Raw genomic sequence first — 24,520 nt, forward strand, 5'->3', positions numbered from 1 at the left:
ATTCATATTCACGTTTCGCTAGCCTGAAAGTGCTACAAATATCTAAAAGCAGTAACAAAAAGAAATATTGTGTAAGAATTTATGTATTTTCGGGAACTTTGTGAACCATCTCAAATTTCATTCTTTAGGTGAATGGTTTTTGCGCATTTCTTATCTATATATATGAATTGCTTATAGTTAATTAAGCAAAAGCCTTTGCTTATGCAAGAATGATACTCATCTCACCTTTTCTTATCTCTGGTCTTTAGATGGCTGGATGGCTGTGTAAAAGATGAGCAAATATGCTATAGCGTGCGGTTTTGTAAAGTTGCAATGTCTGTGTGGATTTAATTATGTTGGAAAATATTTCTGTTTGAAGCGAGTGGATGCAGGAATGAAAAGGGCCAGCGAGCTGGCCCTTAGAGAAAAATCAGAAGTTAGCGTTACGCGGGGTGCGCGGGAAGGGGATAACGTCACGCACGTTCTGTACGCCGGTGACGTAAGCGATTAAGCGCTCAAAGCCCAGGCCGAAACCGGAGTGGGGTACGGTGCCGTAACGGCGCAGATCGCGATACCACCAGTAATCTTCTTTATTAAGGCCCATCTCTTCCATGCGGGCGTCCAGCACATCCAGACGCTCTTCACGCTGGGAGCCGCCGATGATTTCACCGATGCCTGGCGCAAGCACGTCCATTGCCGCCACGGTTTTGCCATCTTCATTAAGGCGCATATAGAAGGCCTTAATATCTTTCGGATAGTTTTTCACCACGACCGGCGCTTTGAAGTGTTTCTCGGCCAGATAACGTTCATGCTCGGAAGCCAGATCCACGCCCCAGTAAACCGGGTTTTCAAACTTCTCGCCGCACTTTTCAAGGATGGCCACCGCGTCGGTGTAATCCACCTGGGCGAAATCGGCGGAAATGAAGCGCTGCAGGCGTTCAACGGCATCTTTATCCACGCGCTCGGCGAAGAATTTCATGTCGTCCATGCGCTCGTCCAGCACAGCTTTGAACACATACTTCAGCATCGCTTCGGCGAGGCTTGCCACATCGTTCAGATCGGCAAACGCCACTTCCGGCTCCAGCATCCAGAACTCCGCCAGGTGACGGCTGGTGTTAGAGTTTTCCGCACGGAAAGTCGGCCCGAAGGTATAGATTTTGGACAGCGCGCAGGCGTAAGTTTCGCCATTGAGCTGGCCGGAAACGGTGAGGAACGCTTCTTTACCGAAGAAATCCTTATCGAAATCGACTTTGCCTTCGCCAGTACGCGGCAGGTTCTCCAGATCCAGTGTTGAAACACGGAACATCTCGCCTGCGCCTTCCGTATCGGAGGCGGTAATCAGCGGCGTTGAAACCCAGAAGAAGCCCTGCTCGTGGAAGAAACGGTGCAGCGCCTGCGCCAGCGTGTGACGCACGCGGGCAACCGCGCCAATCATATTGGTGCGCGGGCGCAGATGCGCCACTTCACGCAGATATTCGATGCTGTGGCGCTTTGCCGCCATCGGATAGGTATCCGGGTCATCGACCCACCCGGTGACTTCAACGCGCGTCGCCTGCAGCTCAAAGCTCTGGCCCTGGCCTGGCGATTCCACCACCACGCCGGTCACAATCACGGAGCAGCCGGTGGTCAGGCGCAGCACTTCATCATTGTAATTGGGCAGAGAATGATTAATGACAGCCTGTACGGGATCAAAGCAGGAACCGTCATAGACGGCGAGGAAGGAGAGGCCAGCTTTTGAATCTCTACGGGTACGCACCCACCCGCGCACGGTGACTTCTTGGTCAACGGCTACGCGGCCCTGGAGTACGTCGGCTACAGGCACAACGCTCATAATTTTCTCTCTGGTTAATGGTCAAACATAAAATCCTTTAGCCCCAACGAGGGGGGTTATCTATGTTACCTGGCGCGCGCCATCAGACAAGCAGAATTCGCGGCGTGAAACAAAGAAATCGGAAAGGAGAGGGGGATTCGGGAGCGAAGCCGCTCCCGGAAGGGGTTAACTGGCGATTTTAACCTGCGGCAGGTCGAAAGCCTTGCGCAACGCGCGTACAAACGCTTTGTCGTGGCAGATGGTTTTGCCAGGGCTGTCGGAGAGCTTCGCCACCGGTTTGCCGTTGCATTCCACAAGCTTAATCACGATGTTGAGCGGTTTTACGCCGGGAATATCGCAGGTCAGTCGGGTGCCGATGCCAAAACCGAGCTGAACGCGTGAAGCGAAGTGGCGATAAAGCAAGATAGCTTTCGGCAAATCGAGGTTATCGGAGAACACCAGCGTTTTGCTGAGCGGGTCGATACCAAGGCGCTCGTAGTGCGCGATAGCCTTTTCGCCCCATTGCACCGGGTCTCCCGAGTCATGACGCAAGCCCTGATAACGGGTAGCGAAATCAGGACCGAAATCGCGCAGGAAAGCATCCATAGTAATGCAGTCCGTGAGCGCGATGCCGAGCTGGTTCGGGTACTCATCAAGCCACGCCCGCAGCGCCGCGATCTGGCTGTTAGCAAGAACCGGGCTAATCTGCTGGTGCGCCTGGAACCATTCGTGCGCTTGGGTGCCCATTGGCGTGAGCGAAAGACGGCGTGCGAGATCGTAGTTGCTGGTGCCGATAAACCAGGGTTCCTGCTGCAAACGTTCGACAATGGCCTGCTGAACGTCGCGGGAGAAGCGGCGACGGGTGCCGAAGTCCATCAGACGGAATGCGCTGAGGTCGAGGTCAGCGGTCAGAGTACGAAAATCAGCGAGTTTGCTTTCAAGGTGCTCAAGCGCCAGTTGGACGTTCGCATCAGGGGAACGGAAGCGGTGCACCAGTTCGCTGATAACCGCAAGCAGCGGCACTTCCCACAGAATGACTTCACGCCATGGCCCGCTTAAGCGGATATTCAGCTTACCGTTATCGTTGCTGATATCGACCTGCGAAGGGTCAAAGCGGAATGTTTTAAGCCAGTCGAGGTAGTCAGCTTTAAAGAAAGGCAGGCCGGAGAGCCACTGGAACTCCTCTTCGCTAAGCGCGAGATGCTGCATGGCGTCCACCTGTTCGCGGATAGCCTCAGCATAAATGCCCAGCAGGTCGTCACCACGACAGCGAAATTCTGCTGCGACATGCACATCATAATAGTGGTGGAATACCGCCTGCTGCATATGCAGTTTATAGGCATCGGTGTCCAGCAGCGTTTGCAGTATGGGGGAAGCGAATTGTGTCATGGTGCGAAATGGCATCCTCTCACAGGAGCGTTTCCATCAAGGGCTAAGCAGATAAAGACGCAGGAGTATACCCTGATTATCGGTTTATTGAAGCAGGATCACAACACAACCCCTGTCGCAGGTCGAGGGCATTTTGTGCCTATGTTATCTAAATGTAGCAAAGCTGCATGGGGCCACGGAAAAGATAAAGATTCTGCATGGCAACATTATCGCAACAGGAATAGACTGAGGCGTAACCATACAAACCATGCATAAGGTTTTATATGACTCAACAGCCACAAGCCAAATACCGCCACGACTACCGTGCGCCGGACTATTTCATCAGCGATATTGACTTGACCTTTGAACTGGATGCCGCCCAAACCGTGGTCACAGCGGTAAGCCAGATTAGCCGTAATGCAGCCGACGCGCCGCCGCTGCGTCTCGACGGCGAAGACCTTACCCTGGTTTCTTTACATATTAATGATGCTCCCTGGCAGGATTATCGACTGGAAGAGGGCGCGTTAGTCCTTGAGAATCTGCCGGAGCGCTTCACCCTTAAAATCGTCAATACCATCAGTCCGGCGACCAATACCGCGCTGGAAGGGCTTTATCAGTCGGGCGAAGCGCTCTGCACACAGTGCGAAGCGGAAGGCTTTCGTCATATTACCTGGTACCTGGACCGCCCGGACGTGCTGGCCCGTTTCACGACGAAAATCATCGCCGATAAAACCAAATACCCCTTCCTGCTTTCCAACGGCAACCGTGTAGGCCAGGGCGAGCTGGAAGGCGGTCGTCACTGGACGCAGTGGCAGGACCCGTTCCCTAAACCGTGCTATTTGTTTGCGCTGGTAGCGGGAGATTTCGACGTGCTGCGCGACACCTTTACCACCCGTTCAGGGCGGGAAGTCGCGCTGGAGCTCTTCGTCGATCGCGGCAATCTCGATCGCGCCAGCTGGGCGATGACCTCGCTGAAAAACTCCATGAAGTGGGACGAGCAGCGCTTTGGCCTGGAGTACGATCTCGACATTTATATGATAGTCGCGGTGGACTTCTTTAATATGGGCGCGATGGAGAACAAAGGCCTTAACGTCTTTAACTCCAAATTCGTGCTGGCTCGCGCCGAAACGGCAACCGATAAAGATTACCTGAACATTGAGCGCGTAATCGGCCACGAATATTTCCACAACTGGACCGGCAACCGCGTCACCTGCCGCGACTGGTTCCAGCTCAGCCTGAAAGAGGGGCTGACCGTTTTCCGCGACCAGGAGTTCAGTTCGGATCTCGGCTCCCGCGCCGTTAACCGCATCAGCAACGTGCGCACCATGCGCGGTTTACAATTTGCTGAAGACGCAAGCCCGATGGCGCACCCGATCCGCCCGGATATGGTCATCGAAATGAACAACTTCTACACTCTGACTGTTTATGAAAAAGGGTCGGAAGTGATTCGCATGATGCATACCCTGCTCGGCGAAGAGAATTTCCAGAAAGGGATGCAGCTCTATTTTGAGCGCCACGACGGCAGTGCCGCCACCTGCGACGATTTTGTGCAGGCGATGGAGGACGCGTCAAATGTTGACCTTTCACACTTCCGCCGCTGGTACAGCCAGTCCGGCACGCCGGTTGTCACGGCGCAGGACGATTACGATCCACAGGCTGAGCAATATACGCTGAAGCTGACGCAACACACGCCGCCGACGCCGGATCAGCAAGAGAAACTGCCGCTGCATATCCCGTTCGATATCGAACTCTACGATCACGAAGGCAAGGTTATCGCTTTGCAGCGTGAAGGCCATCCGGTATCGAACGTGCTGAACCTGACCCAGTCGGAGCAGACTTTTGTCTTTGACAATGTGCCGTGCCAGCCCGTGCCTTCGCTGCTGCGCGAATTCTCCGCGCCTGTGAAGCTTGAATATAAGTGGAGCGATCAGCAGCTCACGTTCCTGATGCGCCACGCGCGTAACGATTTCTCCCGCTGGGACGCGGCGCAAAGCCTGCTGGCGACGTACATCAAGCTAAACGTGGCTCGCTTCCAGCAGCAGCAGCCGCTTTCGCTGCCGTTGCATGTAGCGGACGCTTTCCGCGCCATTTTGCTGGATGACACTATCGACCCGGCGCTGGCGGCGGAAATTCTCACGCTGCCGTCGCAAAATGAGATGGCCGAGCTGTTCCAGACTATCGACCCGCAGGCTATCGCGGCGGTGCATCAGGCGCTGACCCGCACGCTGGCGACCGAACTGGCGGATGAATTCCTTGCGGTGTACAACGCCACGAAGCTCGAAGGCTACCGCGTCGATCACGCTGACATCGGCAAGCGCGCGCTGCGTAACATCTGCCTGCACTATCTGGCGTTTGGCGATGTCCAACTGGCCGACAAGCTGGTCAGCCAGCAGTATCATTCCGCGGACAACATGACCGATGCGCTGGCCGCGCTGGCCGCTGCGGTCGGGGCGCAACTGCCTTGCCGCGACGCGCTGCTGGCGGAGTACGACGAGAAATGGCATCAGGATGGCCTGGTGATGGACAAATGGTTCATCCTGCAGGCGACCAGCCCGGCGCAAAATGCGCTGCAAAAAGTGCGTGAGTTGCTCAACCACCGTTCGTTCAGCCTCGGCAACCCGAACCGCGTACGCTCGCTGATTGGCGCATTCGCAGGCAGCAACCCGGCGGCGTTCCATGCCGAGGACGGCAGCGGCTATCAGTTTATGGTGGAAATGCTCACCGAGCTCAACAGCCGCAACCCGCAAGTGGCCTCCCGCCTGATAGAGCCGCTCATCCGCCTGAAGCGCTATGATGCCAGCCGTCAGGCGCTGATGCGCGCCGCGCTGGAAACGCTCAGGGCGCTGCCGAACCTTTCTGGCGATCTCTACGAGAAAATCAGTAAGGCGCTGGCGTAATACAAAAAGCCCTGCATATCGCAGGGCTTTTTCTTACCCGTGACTGACGCGCCGCGCCACAAATTCCTGTTCGCTTTTGCGCATTACCCGCTCCAGCACTTCTGCTTCCAGTTCCGCCAGCCGCGGCGAGCCGGTGCGCCGGGGACGCGCGAGTTCAACCGGGAGATCGAGACCAATTTTCCCGTCTTCAATCAGCAGCACCCGGTCCGCCATCGCCACCGCTTCACTTACATCATGCGTTACCAGCAGAACGGTGAAACCATGCTGCTGCCAGAGCGCGGTAATAAGCGCCTGCATTTCGAGTCGGGTGAGCGCATCAAGCGCGCCAAGGGGTTCATCCAGCAACAGAAGACCAGGGCGATGAATCAACGCCCGGGCAAGCGCCACGCGCTGTTTTTGTCCGCCTGAGAGCGCAGCCGGCCATTCGCTGGCGCGGCTTTCAAGCCCGACGGCCGCCAGCGCCTCGCGCGCCGTGGGCCGCCAGTCGCCCCTTAGCCCCAGCCCAACGTTATCAATTACTTTTTTCCAGGGCAGCAGGCGCGCATCCTGGAACATCAGGCGCGTCTCCTCCTGCGCTTCGCCGAGCAACGCATTGCCCGCCCGCAAAACGCCGCCGTCCGGCTCTTCAAGCCCCGCGAGCAGGCGCAGCAGCGTGCTCTTTCCGCCGCCGCTGCGCCCGACCACCGCCACAAACTGCCCGGCGGGAATATGCAGGTTCAGTCCATCAAGAATGGTTTTGTCGCCGTAACGTTTGGTTACGCCATCCAGCAGCAACGGCGTACCCTGATTCAGCCTTGCCGTATTCATGCGGTTTTCTCCTGTTGCCTGTAGGCCGGATGCCAGCGCAGCCAGAGACGCTCAAGCCGCTGGGCGCTTATGTCAGCTAGCTTGCCAAGCAGGGCGTAAAGAATGATGGCGACCACCACCACGTCGGTTTGCAGAAATTCGCGCGCATTCATCGCCAGATAGCCGATGCCGGCATTCGCCGAAATGGTTTCCGCCACGATAAGCGTCAGCCACATCAACCCCAGCGCGAAGCGCACGCCGACCATAATGGAGGGAAGGGCGCCTGGCAGGATCACCTGCGCAAACAGGCTGAAGCCCGAAAGACCGTAGCTGCGCGCCATTTCCAGCAACCCGTGGTCGATGTTGCGGATCCCGTGCCAGGTATTGATGTAAATCGGAAAAAACGTTCCGAGCGCCACCAGGAAAATTTTGGCGCTCTCATCAATGCCGAACCAGAGGATAACCAGCGGGATAAGCGCCAGATGCGGCACGTTGCGCAGCATTTGGATAGAGGTATCAAGCAGCCGTTCTCCCCAACGTGAAAGGCCGCTGATAAGACCGAGCGCCAGGCCAATCGCGCCGCCAATCGAGAAACCAATCAGCGCTCGCCAGGCGCTAATGGCGAGGTGATGCCAGAGCTCGCCGCTCGCCGAAAGGTTCCAGAACGCCTCCACCACCCCTTCCGGGGAGGGTAAAATGCGTGTGGAGAGCCAGCCCGTTTGCGAAGCGAATTGCCAGATAACAATGATGCCTATCGGCAGCAGCCAGGGCGCGGCCCGGTAGAGCCACTTGCGTGAAGTCGTCGCCATGCCGTCCTCCTTAGCTTTGCGCTACCCGGCGCGGCAGAAATTCATTGGCCACGGCCTCGCCTTGTTGCTGCAACCTCTGCGGCTGCGGCACTTGCGGGATAGCGATATCCAGATGCGGGAAGAGCAGTTCGCCTACGCGGTAAGCCTCTTCCAGATGCGGATAGCCGGAAAGAATAAAGCTGTCGATACCCAGCGCGGCATACTCATTAATGCGCGCCGCCACCGTGGGGCCGTCGCCCACCAGCGCCGTGCCTGCGCCGCCGCGCACCAGCCCGACGCCCGCCCAGAGGTTAGGGCTGATTTCAAGGTTGTCGCGTTTGCCGTTGTGCAGCGCCGCCATACGGTGCTGGCCGACGGAATCGGTGCGGGCTAACGCCGCCTGCGCCTTGCTGATGGTTTCGTCATCCACTTTTTCAATCAGCCGATCGGCCGCCCGCCAGGCTTCTTCGTTAGTTTCACGCACAATTACGTGTAAACGAATGCCAAAACGCACGCTGCGCCCGTGCAACGCTGCCTTAGCGCGTACCTGCGCGATTTTCTCTTTTACCTGCTCCGGCGGCTCGCCCCAGGTCAAATAGAGGTCGACCTGTTCAGCGGCCAGGTCCTGCGCCACATCGGACGAGCCGCCAAAGTAGAGCGGCGGTCGCGGCTGCTGCACGGGCGGGAAAAGCAGCTTTGCGCCGCGTACGCGAATATGCTTGCCTTCATAATCCACCGTTTCCCCCTCCAGCAGCCTGCGCCAGACGCGGGTAAACTCGGCCGACACTTCATAGCGCTCAGTATGATCGAGGAAGACGCCGTCGGCGGCGAGCTCCTGCGGGTCGCTGCCTGTCACCAGGTTAAAGAGCGCTCGTCCGTTGGAAAGCCGGTCGAGCGTAGCCGCCTGACGCGCTGCGACGGTCGGTGATATCACGCTTGGGCGCAGCGCCACCAGAAACTTCAGCCGCTGAGTAACCGGGATCATTGATGCCGCCACCAGCCACGCATCCTCGCAGGAGCGGCCTGTCGGGATCAACACGCCGGTAAAGCCCAGTCGGTCCGCCGCCTGCGCTATCTGTTGCAGGTAGCCGTAGTCCACCGGGCGCGCGCCGTCATCGCTGCCGAGGTAATGGCCATCGCCATGGGTGGGTAGAAACCAGAACAGGTTCAGACTCATGATTTAGCTCCTTTCGTCTCTGCGGGTTGCCAGATGCGGGTGCGGATATCCACTTTTTTCGGCACCAGGTGGTTGTCATAAAACAGATCGGCGGTGTGTTGCTGACGCACGGCGGTCTCTTCATTTACTGGCCTAATGGCGGTAGGCGGGCGATGATCAAGATAACTGGCGATAACCGGCTCCGGCAGCCCCATGCTTTGCGCCAGCAGCTTCACGCTTTCATCGCGCTGGCTGCGCGTCAGCGCGTCCGCCTCGCTGAAGGTCTGCAATACGCTTTGCAGGAAAGCGCCGTTTTTCTCAGCATACGGGCGAGCAGCGAGGTAAAACGAACCGGTCAGATTCAGGTCGCTGCCATCAGTCAGCACGCGCACGCCGCCCTGCAGCAGCGCGGCGGAATAGTACGGGTCCCAGATAGCCCAGGCGTCTACGTTGCCCTGTTGAAAAGCGGCGCGGGCATCGGCGGGAGTAAGGAAGGCTGGCTGGATATCGTTAAATGAGAGTCCCGCTTTTTGCAGCGCCCTCAACAGCAGATTGTGTGAGCTGGAGCCTTTCTGGAACGCCACCTTATGGCCTTTCAGATCCGCCACGCTTTTCAACGGGCTGTTTTCCGGCACCAGTATCACCTCGGCTTTCGGTTTTGGTGGTTCGGAACCGATATAGACCAGGTCCGCACCCGCCGCCTGGGCAAAGATAGGCGGAATATCCCCCGTACTGCCTAAATCGATGCTGCCGACGTTCAGCGCTTCAAGCAACTGCGGCCCGGCCGGGAATTCAACCCAACTGATTCGGGTATTTGGATAGCGCTTTTCTAAAAACTGGTGGCTTTTCGCCAGCACCATGCTGACCGAGCCTTTCTGATAACCAATCCTCAGCGCCTGCGGCGCCGTTTCAGCGGCGTTAAGGGTTAAAGGCAGCGCCAGCAGCCCTACCAGCGCCGCGCGGCGAAGAAAATTAAGCATGAATCGCTCCTTGTTCAGCAAAAGGGAAAGCAACGTTGACTTCGCGGCGGTGCAGCGCCTGCCAGAACGTTTCCAGCGCAGCATCCAGACGCTGGTGCAGGTTGGGCGTAAAAGCGGGCTTATGCTGGTAATCCTTTATCTGACTGTCGTCAGCAAACACGCCATGCAGGATCTCCTGCGCTTTTAATGCGCTCAAAACAGGCTTTAGGGCGTAATCCACCGCGAGCAGATGAGCGACGGTGCCGCCGGTGGCGAGCGGCAATACCACCTTTTTCTCCAGCGCCCGTTCGGGCAGCAGATCCAGCAGCGTTTTCAATGCGCCGGAGAAAGAGGCTTTATAGACGGGGGTGGCGATGATCAACCCATCTGCGCCTTCCAGCTGTTCAATCAACGTGCGCAGCGCAGGACTGTCAAAGCGAGCATAGAGCAAATCCTCCGGGGCGAAGTTTTGCAGATGCCAGTGACACACTTCCACGCCCGATTTGTTCAGCTTATCCCGGGCATACTCCAGTAAAGCGCTGGAGCGTGAGGGGAAGCGCGGGCTTCCGGCCAGAGTAATGACTCGCATGACGGCTCCTTATAACCAATTGTTTGCTTTTGGGTAACATTGATAACAATTGATGAAATAGTGTCAGAAGCCGCAGGCGTCACTAACTAAAATTTCCGGCGACGCTATGCCAAAAAACGCATAAAGCAGCCGAAAAAAGGAAAACGTTTGCCTGGCGGGGCGCTTTTTTGCCGCAGGTCAATTCACTTTGTGAAAGCAATCGCGGATAATAGCGCCCCGGTTTGCACACCGGGAATCCAGGAGAGTTCATGTACTACCCCTTCGTTCGAAAAGCCCTTTTTCAGCTCGACCCCGAGCGCGCTCATGAATTTACCTTTCAACAGTTACGCCGCGTAACGGGTACGCCGCTGGAAAAGCTGGTGCATCAGTCTGTGCCGACAAAGCCGGTTACCTGCATGGGATTAACGTTTAAAAATCCGCTGGGTCTTGCCGCCGGGCTTGATAAAAATGGCGAGTGCATTGATGCATTTGGCGCAATGGGGTTTGGTTCCATCGAAATTGGCACCGTCACGCCGCGCCCGCAGCCGGGCAACGACAAGCCGCGCATCTTCCGTCTGGTGGAAGCGGAAGGGCTAATTAACCGCATGGGCTTTAATAATCTCGGCGTGGATAACCTGGTCGAGAATGTCAAAAAGGCGCATTTCGACGGCGTGCTGGGGATTAATATCGGCAAGAATAAAGACACGCCGGTTGAGCAGGGCAAAGATGACTACCTGATTTGCATGGAGAAAGTTTATCCCTATGCCGGTTATATCGCGATCAATATCTCTTCGCCTAATACGCCCGGGTTACGCACGCTGCAATATGGCGAAGCGCTGGATGATTTACTCTCGGCGATTAAAGAAAAGCAGCGCGACCTGCAAAACCGTCATCATAAATATGTGCCGCTGGCGGTGAAAATTGCCCCGGATTTGACCGAAGAAGAATTAATTCAGGTGGCCGACAGTCTGGTTCGCCATAATATCGATGGGGTTATTGCCACAAATACGACGCTCGACCGAAGCCTCGTTCAGGGAATGAAACATTGTGATGAAACCGGCGGGTTGAGCGGTCGGCCGCTGCAGTTAAAAAGCACGGAAATTATTCGTCGCCTGAGTCTGGAATTAAAAGGCGCGCTGCCGATTATCGGCGTCGGCGGGATTGATTCGGTCGTTGCCGCACGCGAGAAAATGGCCGCAGGTGCTACGCTCGTACAAATTTATTCCGGCTTTATTTTTAAAGGCCCGCCGCTGATTAAAGAGATTGTCACCCACCTCTGAACATGCCCTTTTCAGACCGACCAGGGCTTTATTTTCAGCCCTGGTTGTTTTATAGTCCGCCAGATGTTGCTTATTTATACTTTTGTACTATTTTGTTTTTTCAGAGAATAAACGCAGCGGCAAAAAGAGAGATATTCGTTGGCATTTAAGCGGTTGGGGGCAAATTATGCGGATTAAGCCGGACGATAACTGGCGTTGGTATTTTGATGAAGAGCACGATCGGATGATGCTCGATCTGGCCAATGGCATGATCTTTCGCTCACGCTTCGCCCGTAAAATGCTCACGCCGGATGCCTTCTCACCCGCTGGCTTTTGCGTTGATGACGCCGCCCTCTATTTTTCCTTCGAAGAAAAATGCCGCGACCTGCTGCTTAGCGCCGAGCAGCGTGCGGAGCTGGTGCTGAACGCGCTGGTCGCTATCCGCTTTCTTAAGCCGCAAATGCCGAAAAGCTGGCACTTTATTTCTCATGGCGATAGCGATACGCCGCGCTGTGGCGACGCCGCTTGCGTCTGGCTGAGCGATACCTCTGAGCCGGTAAACCTGCTGGTGGTGGAGCCGGGCGAGAACGCGACGCTTTGCCTGCTGGCGCAGCCTGCGCTGAATCTCGCCGGGCGCGCTATGCAGCTTGGCGACGCGATTAAAATCATGAACGACAGGCTGAAGCTTCAGGCGGTGCCGGAAAGCCTCAGCCTCGATCAAGCCGTTTAACCCGCAAGCTTTACCGGGCCGCGCGGCACGCAGCTACAGCATAAAATAGTGCCGTCGTTGCGAACGGCGTTCTGCTTAAGCGGCTGCACTTCACCTTCGACAAGCGTAATGCGGCAACTGCCGCAAATGCCCGCCCGACAGGAGTAGGGGACGCGGATGCCCTGCTGCTCCAGCTGTTCCAGCAGTATCTGTTGGTTGTTGCCGCGAAAGGTTTGTCCCTGCCATTCAATCTCTACCACGCCTTCGGGTACGCTTTGCGTCGCGATGCTTTCCGCCACTTCACCAGCGCCGTACCGTTTTGCCGGTTTGCGCTCAAGGATTTCTACTTCATCGCCTACGCGTACAATGCCGCTGTTGCGGGCAATCAGGTTTTGGCCAAAATCGACATCGCCATTATCCTGGGCGGTGCGGAAGGTTTGCAGCGTCGCCAGCGGTTCGCCAGCGGGATGTTTACGTCCTTTTTCCGGGCTGACGGTCGTAAAAATGCAGCGGCTGCAGGGCTTGGCGACATCAAAGACCACCTCGCCGATGCGCACGACTTTCCAGCTATCTTCTTCCCAGGCGCCGGCGCCGCTGACCACCAGGTTTGGGCGAAACTGGTTCATGGCGACGCTTGCTTTACAGCGGTTTTGCAGGTCGCGCAGCGAGGCTTCGTTGGTGAGCAGGTAGGGGTAACCGTCGGCGAAGGAGAGCGGCACTTCCTGGTGACGCTTCACCCGACGGGTAAGCGCCGGGCCGACCCAGCGCAGTTGCACGTCACGCCCGAAAAATCCGCTCAGCCAGCGATTAATGGCGGCAGGCGCGATCAGCGCGGTGAAGTGGTTGCCCCACACTTCGGTAGGCGAAGGTTCAGGCGCAAAGTCGGCAAAGCGAATCGTCGCGGAACTGCCGTCCGGCGCGGCAAGGTAGAGGCCGTCATGCAGCATGGCGGGGGTGAACAATACCATTTGCGGATGCTGGCGTGCGGTAATAAAGGTGCCATCCGTCTCGGTCACCATAAAAATGCGGTCGAAAGCGAGGCCGCTGACATCCGCCAGCGCGTGCGACAGCTGAATACCGCGCATCGATTTTACCGGGTGAATATAAAGCCGTGACAATGCGATCATTGCGCCCTCCATGCCTGAACAAATAAAAGGGCAACTTTATGACATGCGTGGTGGATTAGCTATAATGCGCAACAATTTTCTTTTTAACGAAGTGACAATATGAATTCTTTGTTTGCCAGTACGGCGCGTGGTCTGGAAGAGCTGTTAAAAACTGAACTGGAGAGCCTCGGCGCCGAGCGCTGTCAGGTGGTTCAGGGTGGCGTGCATTTTGAAGGCGACACTACGCTGCTTTACCAGAGCCTGATGTGGAGCCGTCTGGCTTCACGTATTTTGCTGCCGCTCGGCGAATGCAAAGTTTACAGCGACCTGGACCTCTATCTGGGCGTTCAGGCTATCGACTGGACCTCGCTTCTGGCGCCGGATGCTACCTTCGCGGTTCACTTCAGCGGTCTGAACGACACCATCCGCAACAGCCAGTACGGGGCGATGAAGGTGAAAGACGCCATCGTCGATGCCTTTACCCGTAAAAATCTGCCGCGTCCGACGGTCGATCGCGAAGCGCCGGACCTGCGCATCAACGTCTGGTTGAATAAAGAAACCGCCAGCATCGCCATCGACCTTAGCGGCGAAGGGCTGCATCAGCGCGGCTACCGCGATCGCACAGGTCAGGCGCCGATTAAAGAAAACCTGGCGGCGGCCATTGTCATGCGCTCCGGCTGGCAGCCGGGCACGCCGCTGCTCGACCCGATGTGCGGCTCCGGCACGTTGCTGATTGAGGCGGCCATGATCGCCACCGATCGCGCGCCGGGCCTGCATCGCACCCGCTGGGGCTTTACCGGCTGGTCGCAGCACGACGAAAACACGTGGAAAGCGGTAAAAACCGAAGCGCAAGTCCGCGCCCGCCGCGGGCTTAGCGAATACGCGTCGCGCTTTTATGGATCGGATAACGACCCGCGCGTCATTGAACGCGCCCGCACTAACGCCCGTCGCGCCGGCCTTGCGGATCTTATTGCTTTCTCCGTGCAGGATGTCGCGCAGCTGAAAAACCCGCAGCCGGAAGGGCCGCACGGCGCCGTTATCAGCAACCCGCCTTACGGCGAGCGCCTGGAAAGCGAACCCGCGCTGATTGCGCTGCACAGCCTGCTTGGCCGAACCATGAAAAGCCAGTTCGGCGGCTGGACGCTTTCCCTCTTTAGCGCCTCGCCGGAGTTATTAAGTTGTTTGCAGCTGCGCGCCGACCGCCAGTTTAAAGCGAAGAACGGCCCGCTCGACTGCGTACAGAAAAACTATCAGCTGGCGGAAACCGCGGCAGGCGCGGAGCCTGCGCAACTGGCTGAAGATTATGCCAATCGCCTGCGCAAGAATCTTAAAAAGCTGGACAAATGGGCAAAGCAGGAGGGGATTGAGTGCTATCGCATTTATGATGCCGACCTGCCGGACTACAACGTGGCGGTAGACCGCTATGCCGACTGGGTGGTGATTCAGGAGTATGCGCCGCCAAAGACCATCGACCCGGCGAAAGCGCGCCAGCGCCTGTTCGACGTTATCGCCGCGACGATTTCCGTGCTGGGCCTGGCGCCGAATAAACTGGTGCTGAAAACCCGCGAACGTCAGAAAGGCAAGAACCAGTACCAGAAGATGGCGGAGAAGGGCGAATTCATGGAGGTGCGGGAATATAACGCGCGTCTGTGGGTAAACCTGACGGATTATCTTGATACGGGCCTGTTTCTCGACCACCGCATCGCCCGCCGTATGCTGGGCGAGATGAGTAAAGGCAAAGATTTCCTGAATCTTTTTTCTTATACCGGCAGCGCCAGCGTTCATGCGGGCCTGGGCGGCGCCCGGTCTACGACCACAGTCGATATGTCGCGCACTTATCTGGAGTGGGCAGAGCGAAACTTGCGCCTTAATGGGTTAAGCGGGCGCGCGCACCGGCTTATTCAGGCAGATTGCCTGAGCTGGCTGCGTGAAGCGAATGAACAGTTCGATCTGATTTTTATCGACCCGCCGACGTTTTCTAACTCAAAACGTATGGATGAGGCATTTGACGTGCAGCGCGACCATCTGCAACTGATGAAGGATCTCAAGCGGATGTTAAGAAAAGGCGGCACCATTATGTTCTCCAACAACAAGCGCGGCTTTCGCATGGACCACGAGGGTATAGCGGCGCTGGGGCTTCAGGCGCAGGAAATTACGCAGAAAACCCAGTCGCAGGATTTTGCCCGTAACCGTCACATTCACAATTGCTGGCTGGTCACCCACGCCGGTAAGGAATAACGAAGTATGTCTTTAATCAGTATGCATGGCGCCTGGCTCTCCTTCAGCGATGCGCCGCTTCTCGATAACGCCGAACTGCATATCGAGGAAAATGAGCGCGTCTGCCTGGTCGGGCGCAACGGGGCCGGCAAATCGACCCTGATGAAAATTTTGAACCGCGAAGTGCCGCTGGACGATGGCCGAATTATCTACGAACAGGATCTGATTGTGGCTCGTCTGCAACAAGATCCTCCGCGCGACGTCGCTGGCAGCGTATACGACTTTGTTGCCGAAGGGGTGGAAGCGCAGGCGGAATACCTCAAGCGCTACCACGAGCTCTCCCATAACGTGATGAGCGATCCGAGTGAGAAAAACCTGGCTGAACTGGCCCAGGTGCAGGAAATGCTCGATCATCACGGCCTGTGGCAGCTTGACAGCCGCATCACCGAAGTGCTGGCGCAACTCGGTCTGAACGCCGATGCGCCGCTCGCCTCGCTTTCCGGCGGCTGGCTGCGCAAAGCCGCGCTTGGTCGCGCGCTGGTCAGCGGGCCGCGCGTGCTGCTGCTCGACGAACCGACTAACCATCTGGATATTGAAACTATCGACTGGCTGGAGGGGTTCCTGAAAACCTTCTCCGGCAGCATTGTTTTTATCTCCCACGACCGCTCCTTTATTCGCAACATGGCGACGCGCATCGTTGACCTGGATCGCGGCAAGCTGGTCTCTTATCCTGGCGATTACGATAAATATCTGCTCGCTAAAGAAGAAGCGCTGCGCGTGGAAGAGCTGCAAAACGCGGAATTCGATCGCAAGCTGGCGCAGGAAGAGGTGTGGATCCGCCAGGGCATCAAAGCTCGCCGCACCCGTAACGAAGGTCGCGTCCGTGCGCTAAAAGCGATGCGCCGCGAACGCAGCGAACGCCGCGACGTGATGGGCAGCGCGAAGATGCAGGTGGAAGAGGCGACCCGTTCAGGCAAAATTGTTTTCGAACTGGAAGAGGTCAGCTATCGCCTGGCCGACCGGGTGCTGGTGAAAGATTTCAGCGCCCAGGTGCAGCGCAGCGACAAAATCGCGCTGATTGGCCCTAACGGCTGTGGCAAAACCACGCTGCTTAAGCTGATGCTCGGCCAGCTTAACGCGGACAGCGGCCGCGTACATGTGGGCACCAAACTTGAAGTCGCCTATTTCGACCAGCATCGCGCAGAGCTGGACCCGGAAAGAACCGTGATGGACAACCTGGCCGAAGGCAAACAGGAAGTGATGGTCAACGGTAAGCCGCGTCACGTACTGGGCTATCTGCAGGACTTCCTGTTCCACCCGAAACGCGCCATGACGCCGGTCCGGGCGCTCTCTGGCGGCGAGCGTAACCGCCTGCTGCTGGCGCGCCTGTTCCTCAAACCCAGCAACTTGCTGATTCTCGACGAACCCACCAACGATCTCGACGTGGAAACGCTGGAGCTGCTTGAAGAGCTCATCGACAGTTATCAGGGCACCGTGCTGCTGGTTAGCCATGACCGCCAGTTTGTCGACAATACGGTGACTGAATGCTGGATTTTCGAGGGGGAAGGTCGCATCGGCCAGTATGTCGGCGGCTATCATGATGCGCGCGGTCAGCAGGCCGCAAGCGCTGCACTGCGTGAGCCGACGCAGAAAAAAACAACGCCAGCGCCCGCCGCAAAGCCGGAAACTGTCAAACGCGCCGCTAACAAACTAAGCTATAACTTGCAGCGTGAACTGGAACAACTGCCTGAGCGGCTGGAAAAGCTGGAGGCGGAGATGGAAGCTCTGCAGGCGCAGGTTAGCGACGCGGCGTTCTTTAACCAGCCGCACGATGTCACGCAGCGCGTGCTGGAGGAGCTGGCGGCGGCGGAAAAAGCGCTGGAGGAAGCGTTTGAACGCTGGGAATACCTGGAGTCTCTGAAAAACGGTGAGTAAATAAGGAAGCCCCGGCATGCATGAGCACCATCACGCTTCAGCGCATATACTCTGCCCACAGTGCGATCTTCTGGTGAAGATACCGACGCTGGAGAATGGACGCAAAGCGGCGTGTCCGCGCTGCGGCACAACGCTTACCACGCAATGGGATGAGCCGCGCCAGCGCCCTTCAGCCTATGCGTTGGTAGCGCTCTTTATGCTGCTGCTCTCCAACCTTTTTCCGTTCGTAAATATGAAAGTGGCGGGGGTGACCAGCGAAGTGGATTTGCTGGAAATCCCTGGCGTCATGTTCTCTGAAGATTACGCAAGCCTCGGCACGTTTTTCCTGGTGTTTGTACAATGCGTGCCGACATTTTGCCTGATAGCTGTTCTGCTGCTGGTGAACCGGGTGCCGCTTCCTGCCGCGCTGAAGCGCGGCATGGCGCGAGTCTTATTCGACTTAAAAAGCTGGGGCATGGCGGAAATTTTTCTGGCAGGCGTGCTGGTGAGTTTCGTTAAACTCATGGCTTATGGAGATATCGGTGTCGGCACAAGTTTTCCTGCCTGGTGCTTCTTTTGCCTGCTGCAATTACGCGCTTTTCAGTGTGTTGACCGGCGATGGCTGTGGGACGACATCGCGCCGGCGCCGCGTATTGAGCGCGCGTTTCAGACTGGCGTGCCCGGTATTCGTCAGGGGCTGCGCTCATGTCCTTGCTGTACCGCCATTCTGCCTGCTGAGCAAAAGCGCTGCCCGCGCTGCCATACGGTAGGCTATGTGCGTCGTAAAAACAGTCTGCAATGGACAATGGCGCTGCTTGTCACCGCTGTTTTGCTCTATCTGCCTGCCAATATCCTGCCGATTATGATAACCAGCCTGCTGGGCGACGAAATGCCATCCACCATTATGGCCGGGGTAATATTGCTCTGGAGCGATGGCTCTTATCCCGTCGCGCTGGTGATTTTCATCGCCAGCATCATGGTGCCCACTTTAAAGATGATCGCCATCGCCTGGCTATGCTGGGATGCCAAAGGGCACGGCAAGCGGCGCGATAGCGAGAGAATGCATTTGATTTATGAAGTTGTCGAATTCGTTGGTCGCTGGTCAATGATAGACGTATTTGTTATCGCCGTGCTTTCTGCGCTGGTGCGCATGGGGGCGCTAATGAATATCTATCCTGCCTGGGGCGCAGTGTTGTTCGCTATGGTGGTTATCATCACGATGTTTGCCGCCATGACCTTCGATCCGCGTCTGTCCTGGGATCGCGAACCAGATGTAAACCATGAGGAGTCTTCGGAACATGGAAAAAACTAGCGGGGAAGCCAAAGTGCAGAAGGTGAAAAACTGGTCGCCGGTCTGGATATTCCCCATCGTAACGGCGTTGATTGGCGCCTGGATTCTGTTCTATCACTACAGCCATCAGGGGCCGGAAGTTACGCTTATCACCACCAATGCGGAAGGGATCGAAGGCGGAAAAACGGCGATTAAGAGCCGCAGCGTGGATGTCGGGATAGTGGAAAGCGCCGTGCTGACCGATGATCTCCACCATGTGGAAATCAAAGCGCGCCTGAACCCCGATATGGAAAAGCTGCTGCATAAAGACTCTGTCTTTTGGGTAGTAAAACCGCAGGTAGGGCGTGAGGGCATCAGTGGGCTTGGGACGCTGCTTTCAGGCGCCTATATCGAACTGCAGCCAGGCACTAAGGGAGCGCAGCCGGACAATTATAATCTGCTGGACTCGCCGCCGTTGGCGCCGCCAGATGCAAAAGGGATCCGCGTGATTCTCGACAGCAACAAAGCGGGACAATTAACGCCCGGTGACCCGGTACTGTTCCGTGGTTATCGTGTAGGCTCAGTGGAAACCAGTACTTTTGATCCGCAAAAGCGCGCCATCAGTTATCAACTCTTTATCAATGCACCTAACGATAGACTGGTGACAAGCAATGTACGCTTCTGGAAAGACAGCGGCATTGCGGTGGATCTCAGCGCTTCCGGCATGCGTGTGGAGATGGGTTCCCTGACCACACTCTTTGGCGGCGGCGTCAGTTTCGACGTGCCGGAGGGATGGGAGCCTGGTCAGGTGGTGGCTGAGAAGTCAGAGTTCAAATTATTCGACGATCAGCGAAGCATCCAGGAGTCGCTCTATACCGATCATATCGACTACCTGTTGTTCTTTGACGACAGCATACGTGGTCTGCAGGCCGGAGCGCCAGTCGAGTTCCGCGGCATTCGTCTGGGGACGGTCGCCCAGGTTCCCTACTTTGTTCCCGGTATGACGCAAGCTGTCAGGAAAGATTATCGTATTCCTGTCTTAATCCGCATTGAGCCGGAGCGGCTGGCTAATCAATTTGGCGAAGATCCGGAAATTGGCAAGCATCTGCCGGACGTGGTTAAAAGCGGTCTGCGCGCCTCGCTGAAAACCGGCAACCTCGTAACGGGGCAGCTTTATATCGATCTGGATTTCTATCCGAAAGCGCCGCCAGTAACGCAGATGCCGTCGTTTAACAATTATCTGGTTATTCCAACCGTCAGCGGTGGGCTGGCGCAAATCCAACAGCGCCTGATGGATACGCTGGACAAGATTAACAATCTGCCGCTCAATCCGATGATCCAGCAGGCCACCAATACGCTAAGCGAAAGCCAGCGTACCATGCGTCGCCTCCAGACTACGCTTGATAATCTCAACAAGCTGACCGCCAGCGAATCGACGCAGAATTTGCCTGCGGATATGCAACGTACTCTGCGCGAGCTTAACCGCAGCATGCAGGGCTTCCAGCCTGGTTCTGCCGCCTATAACAAGATGGTGGCCGATATGCAGCGCCTCGATCAGGTATTGCGCGAGCTGCAGCCGGTTCTGCGAACCCTTAATGAGAAGAGCAACGCGCTGGTGTTTGAAGCGAAGAATAAAAAAGATCCGCAGCCGAAGAGGGCAAAAGAATGAAAAAGTGGCTCCCGGTCATCATGGCTGTTGCGCTGAGCGCGTGCAGCAGCACGGATGACACTATCTGGTATCAACTGCCTGCCGCCACGCAGACGGTCACGCAGCGCGCCGCAACCGACAGCAACCGTCTGCTGTGGGTAGAGCAGGTCGCCGTTCCTGATTACCTGGCTGGCAACGGCGTAGCGTACCAGACGACCGAGGTGCAATATAACATTGCTAACAGCAACCTTTGGGCCAGCCCGCTCGACCAGCAACTGCGCAACACGTTGGTGACTAACCTGACCGGGCAACTGCCTGGCTGGGTGGTCTCCGCTCAACCGCTCGGCAGCGAACAGGATACGCTTAACGTCAATGTGACGGGCTTCCATGGACGCTATGACGGACGCGTTATCGTGAGCGGCGAATGGTTGCTCAACCATCAGGGACAGCTGCTTAAGCGACCTTTCCATATTGAGCTCAAGCAGCAACAGGATGGGTATGACGCTATGGTTAAAGCGCTGGGGGTCGGCTGGCAGCAGGCAGCACAAAGTATTGCCAGCGAAGTAGCTCGCCTGCCATAAGAAGATTTAATCTGGTCTCAAGCCGCTGCGGGAACGACTTATCTGGCAGCGGCTTTTCTTTTGCCCTTAATATGATACCTGAACATCCCGCCGCGCTTTGTACAAAGCATTTTTCTGATAGCTCACAAATATGACATTGGCGTGAATTTTGCGCGTTGACGACTCATGCTTTTGCAGGTATTGGTAAGGGGTGGTTGCACATTTTGTAATCACTGTTTTCTTTCCACCAGACTGAAAATGAGGGAAACGAGGCATGAAGAGACAAAAACGAGATCGCCTGGAACGGGCTCATCAACGCGGTTATCAAGCCGGTATGACCGGACGATCAAAAGAAATGTGTCCTTATCAGGCTTTGAATCAAAAGTCTCATTGGCTGGGAGGCTGGCGAGAAGCCATGGAGGACAGGGCCGTAATTGCCTGATCCTGTCTCTTTAGAAGGAAGAAACCTCCGCATTGCGGAGGTTTCGCTGTTCTGGGGGATTATCAGAACGAAGAAGTATCCTGGAACAGACCGACTTTCAGATCGGTTGCGTTGTAGATCAGATGACCATCAACCAGCACTTCGCCATCAGCAATACCCATTACCAGACGGCGGTTTACAACGCGTTTGAAGTGGATGCGGTAGGTTACTTTTTTCGCGCTAGGCAGTACCTGACCGGTAAATTTCACTTCACCCACGCCCAGCGCGCGACCTTTACCTTCGCCGCCGAGCCAGCCCAGATAGAAGCCGACCAGCTGCCACATCGCATCGAGACCGAGGCAGCCTGGCATCACCGGATCGCCGATAAAATGGCAACCGAAAAACCACATATCCGGATTGATATCGAGTTCGGCTTCAACATAGCCTTTATCATAGTTGCCGCCGGTTTCGGTCATTTTGACCACGCGGTCCATCATCAGCATATTCGGAGCCGGCAACTGCGGGCCTTTTGCGCCAAACAGTTCACCGCGACCAGAGGCAAGAAGATCTTCTTTCGTATAGGAATCGCGTTTGTCTACCATGTCTTAAATCAGCCTTATTTTAGTGAGGGACGCAGGTTAGCTAACATGTGTACGCTGAACAAGTCCGATCAGTTACGGCTGAACCAGCCTAACCAGCGCAGCGGCCACGGAAAACGGTGGCGTGCTTCCAGTTGTGTAGCCTGAGCAATCCGCTCCTGAATCGTCTGTATTAACGTTGTCTTACCTTCACCGTCCCACGGCAGGGTGGTAAGCAGCGGCAGCGCATCGGTAACATCATCAATAGCCCATAGCGAGAATTGCTCGTTCTTGACCGCTTCCAGCACTTCACTGTTGAGGCAAAGGTGACGTACGTTGGCAAGCGGAATAATAACGCCCTCCTTGCCAGTAAGCCCACGCTGCTGGCAGAGGTTAAAGAAACCTTCAATCTTTTCATTTAACCCGCCAACAGGCTGCGCGCGACCAAACTGATCTACCGAGCCGGTAATCGCGATATGCTGATGTAACGGAACGTCCGCCAGCGCGCTTATCAGCGCACAGAGTTCAGCCATAGAAGCGCTGTCGCCATCTACTTCATTGTAGGACTGTTCGAAGGTCAAAGAGGCGGAGAAGGGCATTTGCTGTTCAAGCTGCAGCTCTGCCATTAAAAACGCCTGCATGATCATCATGCCCTTGGCGTGGATGTTACCGCCAAGCTCCGCCTTGCGCTCCACATCGGTAAATTCCCCGTCGCCAATATGCACCACGCAGCTAATACGCGAAGGTTCGCCAAACGCGCGCGGATGGCCCGGAAACTCGATGACCGAGAGCGCGTTAATCTGCCCAACCCGCTCGCCTTCCGTTTCAACCAGGATTTGCTCAAGCAGGATCTCATCCTGCATGCGCTCCGGCAGGAAGCCTTCACGCCAGGCGCGTTGCTCAAGCATTTGCACCATCTCATCGCCGGAGAAATGGTCGCCTTCGCAATAGGGCGCAACTTCTTTCAGTTGACGGGTAAGCCATAGAGGACAGAGCGGCAACGTCTCCTGATCGCCTGTATAGCGAACTGCTTCACGGATAAGCGCCTCCCACGCATCAGGCGCTGGCGAAGGAAGAGCGGCTTCCTGCGCTACGCTGCGCACCCATTGACACCAGTTCGCCATGCATTCTTCATCAGCGAGTTGCAGGTTCTCTTCGAACTCACTATAAACGGCCAGAGACGCGAGTTCGGGCTCCATCTCCTGAAAATCAGCAAGGGAGTCGCGCTCGCCTACCAGAATCACTTTTAACTGCAGCGGCAGCGAAGGCACTGAAACAGGCAGCGGGCGTGTCTCATCCGGCGAGAGCCAGTCAAAGCGCGAGAGGGTGACTATCTGCTTAAGACGCAGCCAGAGAAGGGGCTGTAACAGCAGAGTCTTAAGCGAAATAACCAGAATGCCGCCGTTCGCCTTATGGACAAGTCCCGGTTCCAGCGTAATCTCGCCATTAAACAGGCGGACGCAACCAAACAGCTGTTCGGTTTCGACCCAGTCGGCAGTGATCACTTCGCCGGTGGTACAAAAGTCACCCGTCTGGTTATTGGCTGGCAGAAAAGCAATCTTATTGCTTTCAATCTGATAATGACCGCCAAAATGCTGTTCCGGCAAGGTGAACTGACTACGCGCCGCAGCGGCGATAATTTTAAGGTAATCGTGTTCTTCCGGCGCTTTAACCAGCATATAAGAAGAAGCAGAACGAGGATGACAGAGTTGCGACAGGCCATAACAGAGACGAGACTGTAGGGTGTCGAATTCCAGTGTATTTTCCGTGTCGGATAAGGGCTGTGCAAATAGTGACTGATATTGTTCAGTATCAGGAACCAGCGCACGCCATGAAAGTCGATTTATGGTCAAAGTTTACTTTTTTGGGTTGATGGTCAAAAGCGCGATTATACCGCAATGGCTCCGCCTGCACACGGTTAATCCCCCACTGCCTTACCATAAACGGTGACAGGTTCACGGTAGTTCAATTCATTTCAGCGAAACGAAGAAAAACTGTTATCCTGAAACAAGTTACACGGTCACCCTGAGATCGCAATGAAATATCAACAACTGGAAAACCTTGAAAGCGGCTGGAAGTGGAAATACTTGGTAAAGAAACACCGGGAAGGGGAACTTATCACTCGTTACCAGGAAGCCAGCGCGGCTCAAGAAGCGGTAAACCTTTTACTGGCGATGGAAAACGACCCTGTGCGCGTCATTGGCTGGATAGACGCACATATTAACCCGGCGCTGCTTAACCGAATGAAGCAGACCATACGCGCCCGCCGTAAGCGTCATTTTAATGCTGAACATCAGCACACCCGTAAGAAATCAATCGATCTGGAGTTTATGGTCTGGCAACGACTGGCAGGTCTTGCGCAGCGTCGCGGCATTACGCTTTCTGAAACCATCGTACAGTTAATTGAAGATGCAGAACGCAAAGAAAAATATGAAAGTCAGATGTCGAATCTGAAGCAGGACTTACAGGCGCTGTTAGGTAAGAAATCAGATGATTAAAAAAGCGGATCGCTGATAATAAAAAACCC

20 protein-coding genes are annotated in these 24,520 nt (G+C 56.0%); 10 read left to right on the plus strand and 10 right to left on the minus strand.

Annotation, left to right across the window (positions count from 1 at the left end; genetic code table 11):
- Positions 1 to 409 precede the first annotated feature (409 nt).
- Together asnS and pncB are read right to left on the minus strand one after the other, a co-directional pair.
- Entirely contained in the window at positions 410 to 1,810 is a 1,401-nt protein-coding gene (gene asnS, locus ACU4F7_RS07665) for an asparagine--tRNA ligase (protein WP_024556980.1), read from the minus strand.
- 165 nt (positions 1,811 to 1,975) lie between these two features.
- The gene (pncB, locus tag ACU4F7_RS07670) at positions 1,976 to 3,178 is read right to left on the minus strand and encodes a nicotinate phosphoribosyltransferase (protein ID WP_481638368.1); all 1,203 of its coding nucleotides are present in this window, start codon (positions 3,176 to 3,178) and stop codon (positions 1,976 to 1,978) included.
- A gap of 263 nt (positions 3,179 to 3,441) precedes the next feature.
- Here pncB and pepN point away from each other — a divergent pair, with 263 nt between their 5' ends.
- Positions 3,442 to 6,054, plus strand: a complete 2,613-nt coding sequence (pepN, locus tag ACU4F7_RS07675; protein WP_481638369.1) for an aminopeptidase N — start codon at positions 3,442 to 3,444, stop codon at positions 6,052 to 6,054.
- Positions 6,055 to 6,087: 33 nt separating this feature from the next.
- On the opposite strand, the gene ssuB is transcribed toward pepN, so the two are convergent.
- Genes ssuB through ssuE form a run of 5 tightly spaced genes read right to left on the minus strand, consistent with a single transcriptional unit; the run spans position 6,088 to position 10,332 of the window.
- Positions 6,088 to 6,861, minus strand: coding sequence for an aliphatic sulfonates ABC transporter ATP-binding protein (gene ssuB, locus ACU4F7_RS07680; protein ID WP_481638370.1), 774 nt, complete (start codon positions 6,859 to 6,861; stop codon positions 6,088 to 6,090).
- Positions 6,858 to 7,649 (minus strand): aliphatic sulfonate ABC transporter permease SsuC, encoded by a 792-nt coding sequence (gene ssuC, locus ACU4F7_RS07685; protein WP_481638371.1) that lies wholly within the window; start codon positions 7,647 to 7,649, stop codon positions 6,858 to 6,860. Before ssuC ends, ssuB begins: the two co-directional genes overlap by 4 nt.
- Positions 7,650 to 7,659: 10 nt before the next feature.
- Positions 7,660 to 8,805, minus strand: coding sequence for an FMNH2-dependent alkanesulfonate monooxygenase (gene ssuD, locus ACU4F7_RS07690; RefSeq protein WP_029592412.1), 1,146 nt, complete (start codon positions 8,803 to 8,805; stop codon positions 7,660 to 7,662).
- On the minus strand, positions 8,802 to 9,764 hold the full coding sequence (locus tag ACU4F7_RS07695; protein WP_481638372.1) for an aliphatic sulfonate ABC transporter substrate-binding protein: 963 nt from the start codon (positions 9,762 to 9,764) through the stop codon (positions 8,802 to 8,804). Before ACU4F7_RS07695 ends, ssuD begins: the two co-directional genes overlap by 4 nt.
- A complete protein-coding gene (gene ssuE, locus ACU4F7_RS07700; RefSeq protein ID WP_029592415.1) occupies positions 9,757 to 10,332 on the minus strand; it encodes an NADPH-dependent FMN reductase in 576 nt (191 codons plus the stop codon). Before ssuE ends, ACU4F7_RS07695 begins: the two co-directional genes overlap by 8 nt.
- 248 nt (positions 10,333 to 10,580) lie before the next feature.
- On the opposite strand from ssuE, the gene pyrD reads away from it, so the two are divergent.
- Both pyrD and zapC read left to right on the plus strand, forming a co-directional pair.
- Positions 10,581 to 11,591, plus strand: a complete 1,011-nt coding sequence (gene pyrD / locus ACU4F7_RS07705) for a quinone-dependent dihydroorotate dehydrogenase (RefSeq protein ID WP_029592416.1) — start codon at positions 10,581 to 10,583, stop codon at positions 11,589 to 11,591.
- Positions 11,592 to 11,757: 166 nt separating this feature from the next.
- Positions 11,758 to 12,300, plus strand: a complete 543-nt coding sequence (gene zapC, locus ACU4F7_RS07710; RefSeq protein ID WP_481638373.1) for a cell division protein ZapC — start codon at positions 11,758 to 11,760, stop codon at positions 12,298 to 12,300.
- Here zapC and ACU4F7_RS07715 read toward each other — a convergent pair.
- Positions 12,297 to 13,406, minus strand: a complete 1,110-nt coding sequence (locus tag ACU4F7_RS07715; RefSeq protein WP_481638374.1) for a YcbX family protein — start codon at positions 13,404 to 13,406, stop codon at positions 12,297 to 12,299. The two genes, zapC and ACU4F7_RS07715, sit on opposite strands and share 4 nt — an antisense overlap.
- Before the next feature lie 99 nt (positions 13,407 to 13,505).
- Between ACU4F7_RS07715 and rlmKL the strand changes: the two genes are divergently transcribed.
- From rlmKL to rmf, 6 genes are all read left to right on the plus strand, one after another.
- Positions 13,506 to 15,623 carry a bifunctional 23S rRNA (guanine(2069)-N(7))-methyltransferase RlmK/23S rRNA (guanine(2445)-N(2))-methyltransferase RlmL gene (rlmKL, locus tag ACU4F7_RS07720; protein ID WP_481638375.1) on the plus strand — a complete coding sequence of 706 codons (2,118 nt, stop codon included), beginning with the start codon at positions 13,506 to 13,508 and terminating at the stop codon, positions 15,621 to 15,623.
- Positions 15,624 to 15,629: 6 nt separating this feature from the next.
- On the plus strand, positions 15,630 to 17,537 hold the full coding sequence (locus ACU4F7_RS07725) for an ABC transporter ATP-binding protein (protein ID WP_481638376.1): 1,908 nt from the start codon (positions 15,630 to 15,632) through the stop codon (positions 17,535 to 17,537).
- A 16-nt stretch (positions 17,538 to 17,553) separates the two neighbouring features.
- A complete protein-coding gene (pqiA, locus tag ACU4F7_RS07730; RefSeq protein ID WP_481638377.1) occupies positions 17,554 to 18,828 on the plus strand; it encodes a membrane integrity-associated transporter subunit PqiA in 1,275 nt (424 codons plus the stop codon).
- Positions 18,815 to 20,455 carry an intermembrane transport protein PqiB gene (gene pqiB / locus ACU4F7_RS07735; protein WP_035888300.1) on the plus strand — a complete coding sequence of 547 codons (1,641 nt, stop codon included), beginning with the start codon at positions 18,815 to 18,817 and terminating at the stop codon, positions 20,453 to 20,455. Before pqiA ends, pqiB begins: the two co-directional genes overlap by 14 nt.
- Positions 20,452 to 21,015, plus strand: coding sequence for a membrane integrity-associated transporter subunit PqiC (gene pqiC, locus ACU4F7_RS07740; RefSeq protein WP_481638378.1), 564 nt, complete (start codon positions 20,452 to 20,454; stop codon positions 21,013 to 21,015). Before pqiB ends, pqiC begins: the two co-directional genes overlap by 4 nt.
- 253 nt (positions 21,016 to 21,268) lie before the next feature.
- On the plus strand, positions 21,269 to 21,436 hold the full coding sequence (gene rmf / locus ACU4F7_RS07745; RefSeq protein ID WP_049294256.1) for a ribosome modulation factor: 168 nt from the start codon (positions 21,269 to 21,271) through the stop codon (positions 21,434 to 21,436).
- A gap of 62 nt (positions 21,437 to 21,498) precedes the next feature.
- On the opposite strand, the gene fabA is transcribed toward rmf, so the two are convergent.
- Positions 21,499 to 22,017, minus strand: a complete 519-nt coding sequence (gene fabA, locus ACU4F7_RS07750) for a bifunctional 3-hydroxydecanoyl-ACP dehydratase/trans-2-decenoyl-ACP isomerase (protein ID WP_024556964.1) — start codon at positions 22,015 to 22,017, stop codon at positions 21,499 to 21,501.
- A 68-nt stretch (positions 22,018 to 22,085) separates the two neighbouring features.
- Positions 22,086 to 23,846, minus strand: coding sequence for an AAA family ATPase (locus ACU4F7_RS07755; protein WP_481638379.1), 1,761 nt, complete (start codon positions 23,844 to 23,846; stop codon positions 22,086 to 22,088).
- Between the two features lie 183 nt (positions 23,847 to 24,029).
- On the opposite strand from ACU4F7_RS07755, the gene matP reads away from it, so the two are divergent.
- Positions 24,030 to 24,491, plus strand: coding sequence for a macrodomain Ter protein MatP (gene matP, locus ACU4F7_RS07760; protein ID WP_029592425.1), 462 nt, complete (start codon positions 24,030 to 24,032; stop codon positions 24,489 to 24,491).
- The last annotated feature ends 29 nt before the right edge of the window (positions 24,492 to 24,520 follow it).

It is taken from the genome of Franconibacter pulveris, assembly GCF_056780215.1.

Excerpts from the sequence above, each read along its gene's own strand:
- ssuC (WP_481638371.1), bottom strand. The coding sequence starts at position 7,649 with ATGGCGACGACTTCACGCAAGTGGCTCTACCGGGCCGCGCCCTGGCTG.
- rmf (WP_049294256.1), top strand. The coding sequence starts at position 21,269 with ATGAAGAGACAAAAACGAGATCGCCTGGAACGGGCTCATCAACGCGGT.
- pqiB (WP_035888300.1), top strand. The coding sequence starts at position 18,815 with ATGGAAAAAACTAGCGGGGAAGCCAAAGTGCAGAAGGTGAAAAACTGG.
- fabA (WP_024556964.1), bottom strand. The coding sequence starts at position 22,017 with ATGGTAGACAAACGCGATTCCTATACGAAAGAAGATCTTCTTGCCTCT.
- pncB (WP_481638368.1), bottom strand. The coding sequence starts at position 3,178 with ATGACACAATTCGCTTCCCCCATACTGCAAACGCTGCTGGACACCGAT.
- ACU4F7_RS07715 (WP_481638374.1), bottom strand. The coding sequence starts at position 13,406 with ATGATCGCATTGTCACGGCTTTATATTCACCCGGTAAAATCGATGCGC.
- pepN (WP_481638369.1), top strand. The coding sequence starts at position 3,442 with ATGACTCAACAGCCACAAGCCAAATACCGCCACGACTACCGTGCGCCG.
- asnS (WP_024556980.1), bottom strand. The coding sequence starts at position 1,810 with ATGAGCGTTGTGCCTGTAGCCGACGTACTCCAGGGCCGCGTAGCCGTT.
- matP (WP_029592425.1), top strand. The coding sequence starts at position 24,030 with ATGAAATATCAACAACTGGAAAACCTTGAAAGCGGCTGGAAGTGGAAA.
- pqiA (WP_481638377.1), top strand. The coding sequence starts at position 17,554 with ATGCATGAGCACCATCACGCTTCAGCGCATATACTCTGCCCACAGTGC.
- zapC (WP_481638373.1), top strand. The coding sequence starts at position 11,758 with ATGCGGATTAAGCCGGACGATAACTGGCGTTGGTATTTTGATGAAGAG.
- ssuB (WP_481638370.1), bottom strand. The coding sequence starts at position 6,861 with ATGAATACGGCAAGGCTGAATCAGGGTACGCCGTTGCTGCTGGATGGC.
- rlmKL (WP_481638375.1), top strand. The coding sequence starts at position 13,506 with ATGAATTCTTTGTTTGCCAGTACGGCGCGTGGTCTGGAAGAGCTGTTA.
- pyrD (WP_029592416.1), top strand. The coding sequence starts at position 10,581 with ATGTACTACCCCTTCGTTCGAAAAGCCCTTTTTCAGCTCGACCCCGAG.
- ssuD (WP_029592412.1), bottom strand. The coding sequence starts at position 8,805 with ATGAGTCTGAACCTGTTCTGGTTTCTACCCACCCATGGCGATGGCCAT.
- ACU4F7_RS07725 (WP_481638376.1), top strand. The coding sequence starts at position 15,630 with ATGTCTTTAATCAGTATGCATGGCGCCTGGCTCTCCTTCAGCGATGCG.
- ACU4F7_RS07695 (WP_481638372.1), bottom strand. The coding sequence starts at position 9,764 with ATGCTTAATTTTCTTCGCCGCGCGGCGCTGGTAGGGCTGCTGGCGCTG.
- ssuE (WP_029592415.1), bottom strand. The coding sequence starts at position 10,332 with ATGCGAGTCATTACTCTGGCCGGAAGCCCGCGCTTCCCCTCACGCTCC.
- pqiC (WP_481638378.1), top strand. The coding sequence starts at position 20,452 with ATGAAAAAGTGGCTCCCGGTCATCATGGCTGTTGCGCTGAGCGCGTGC.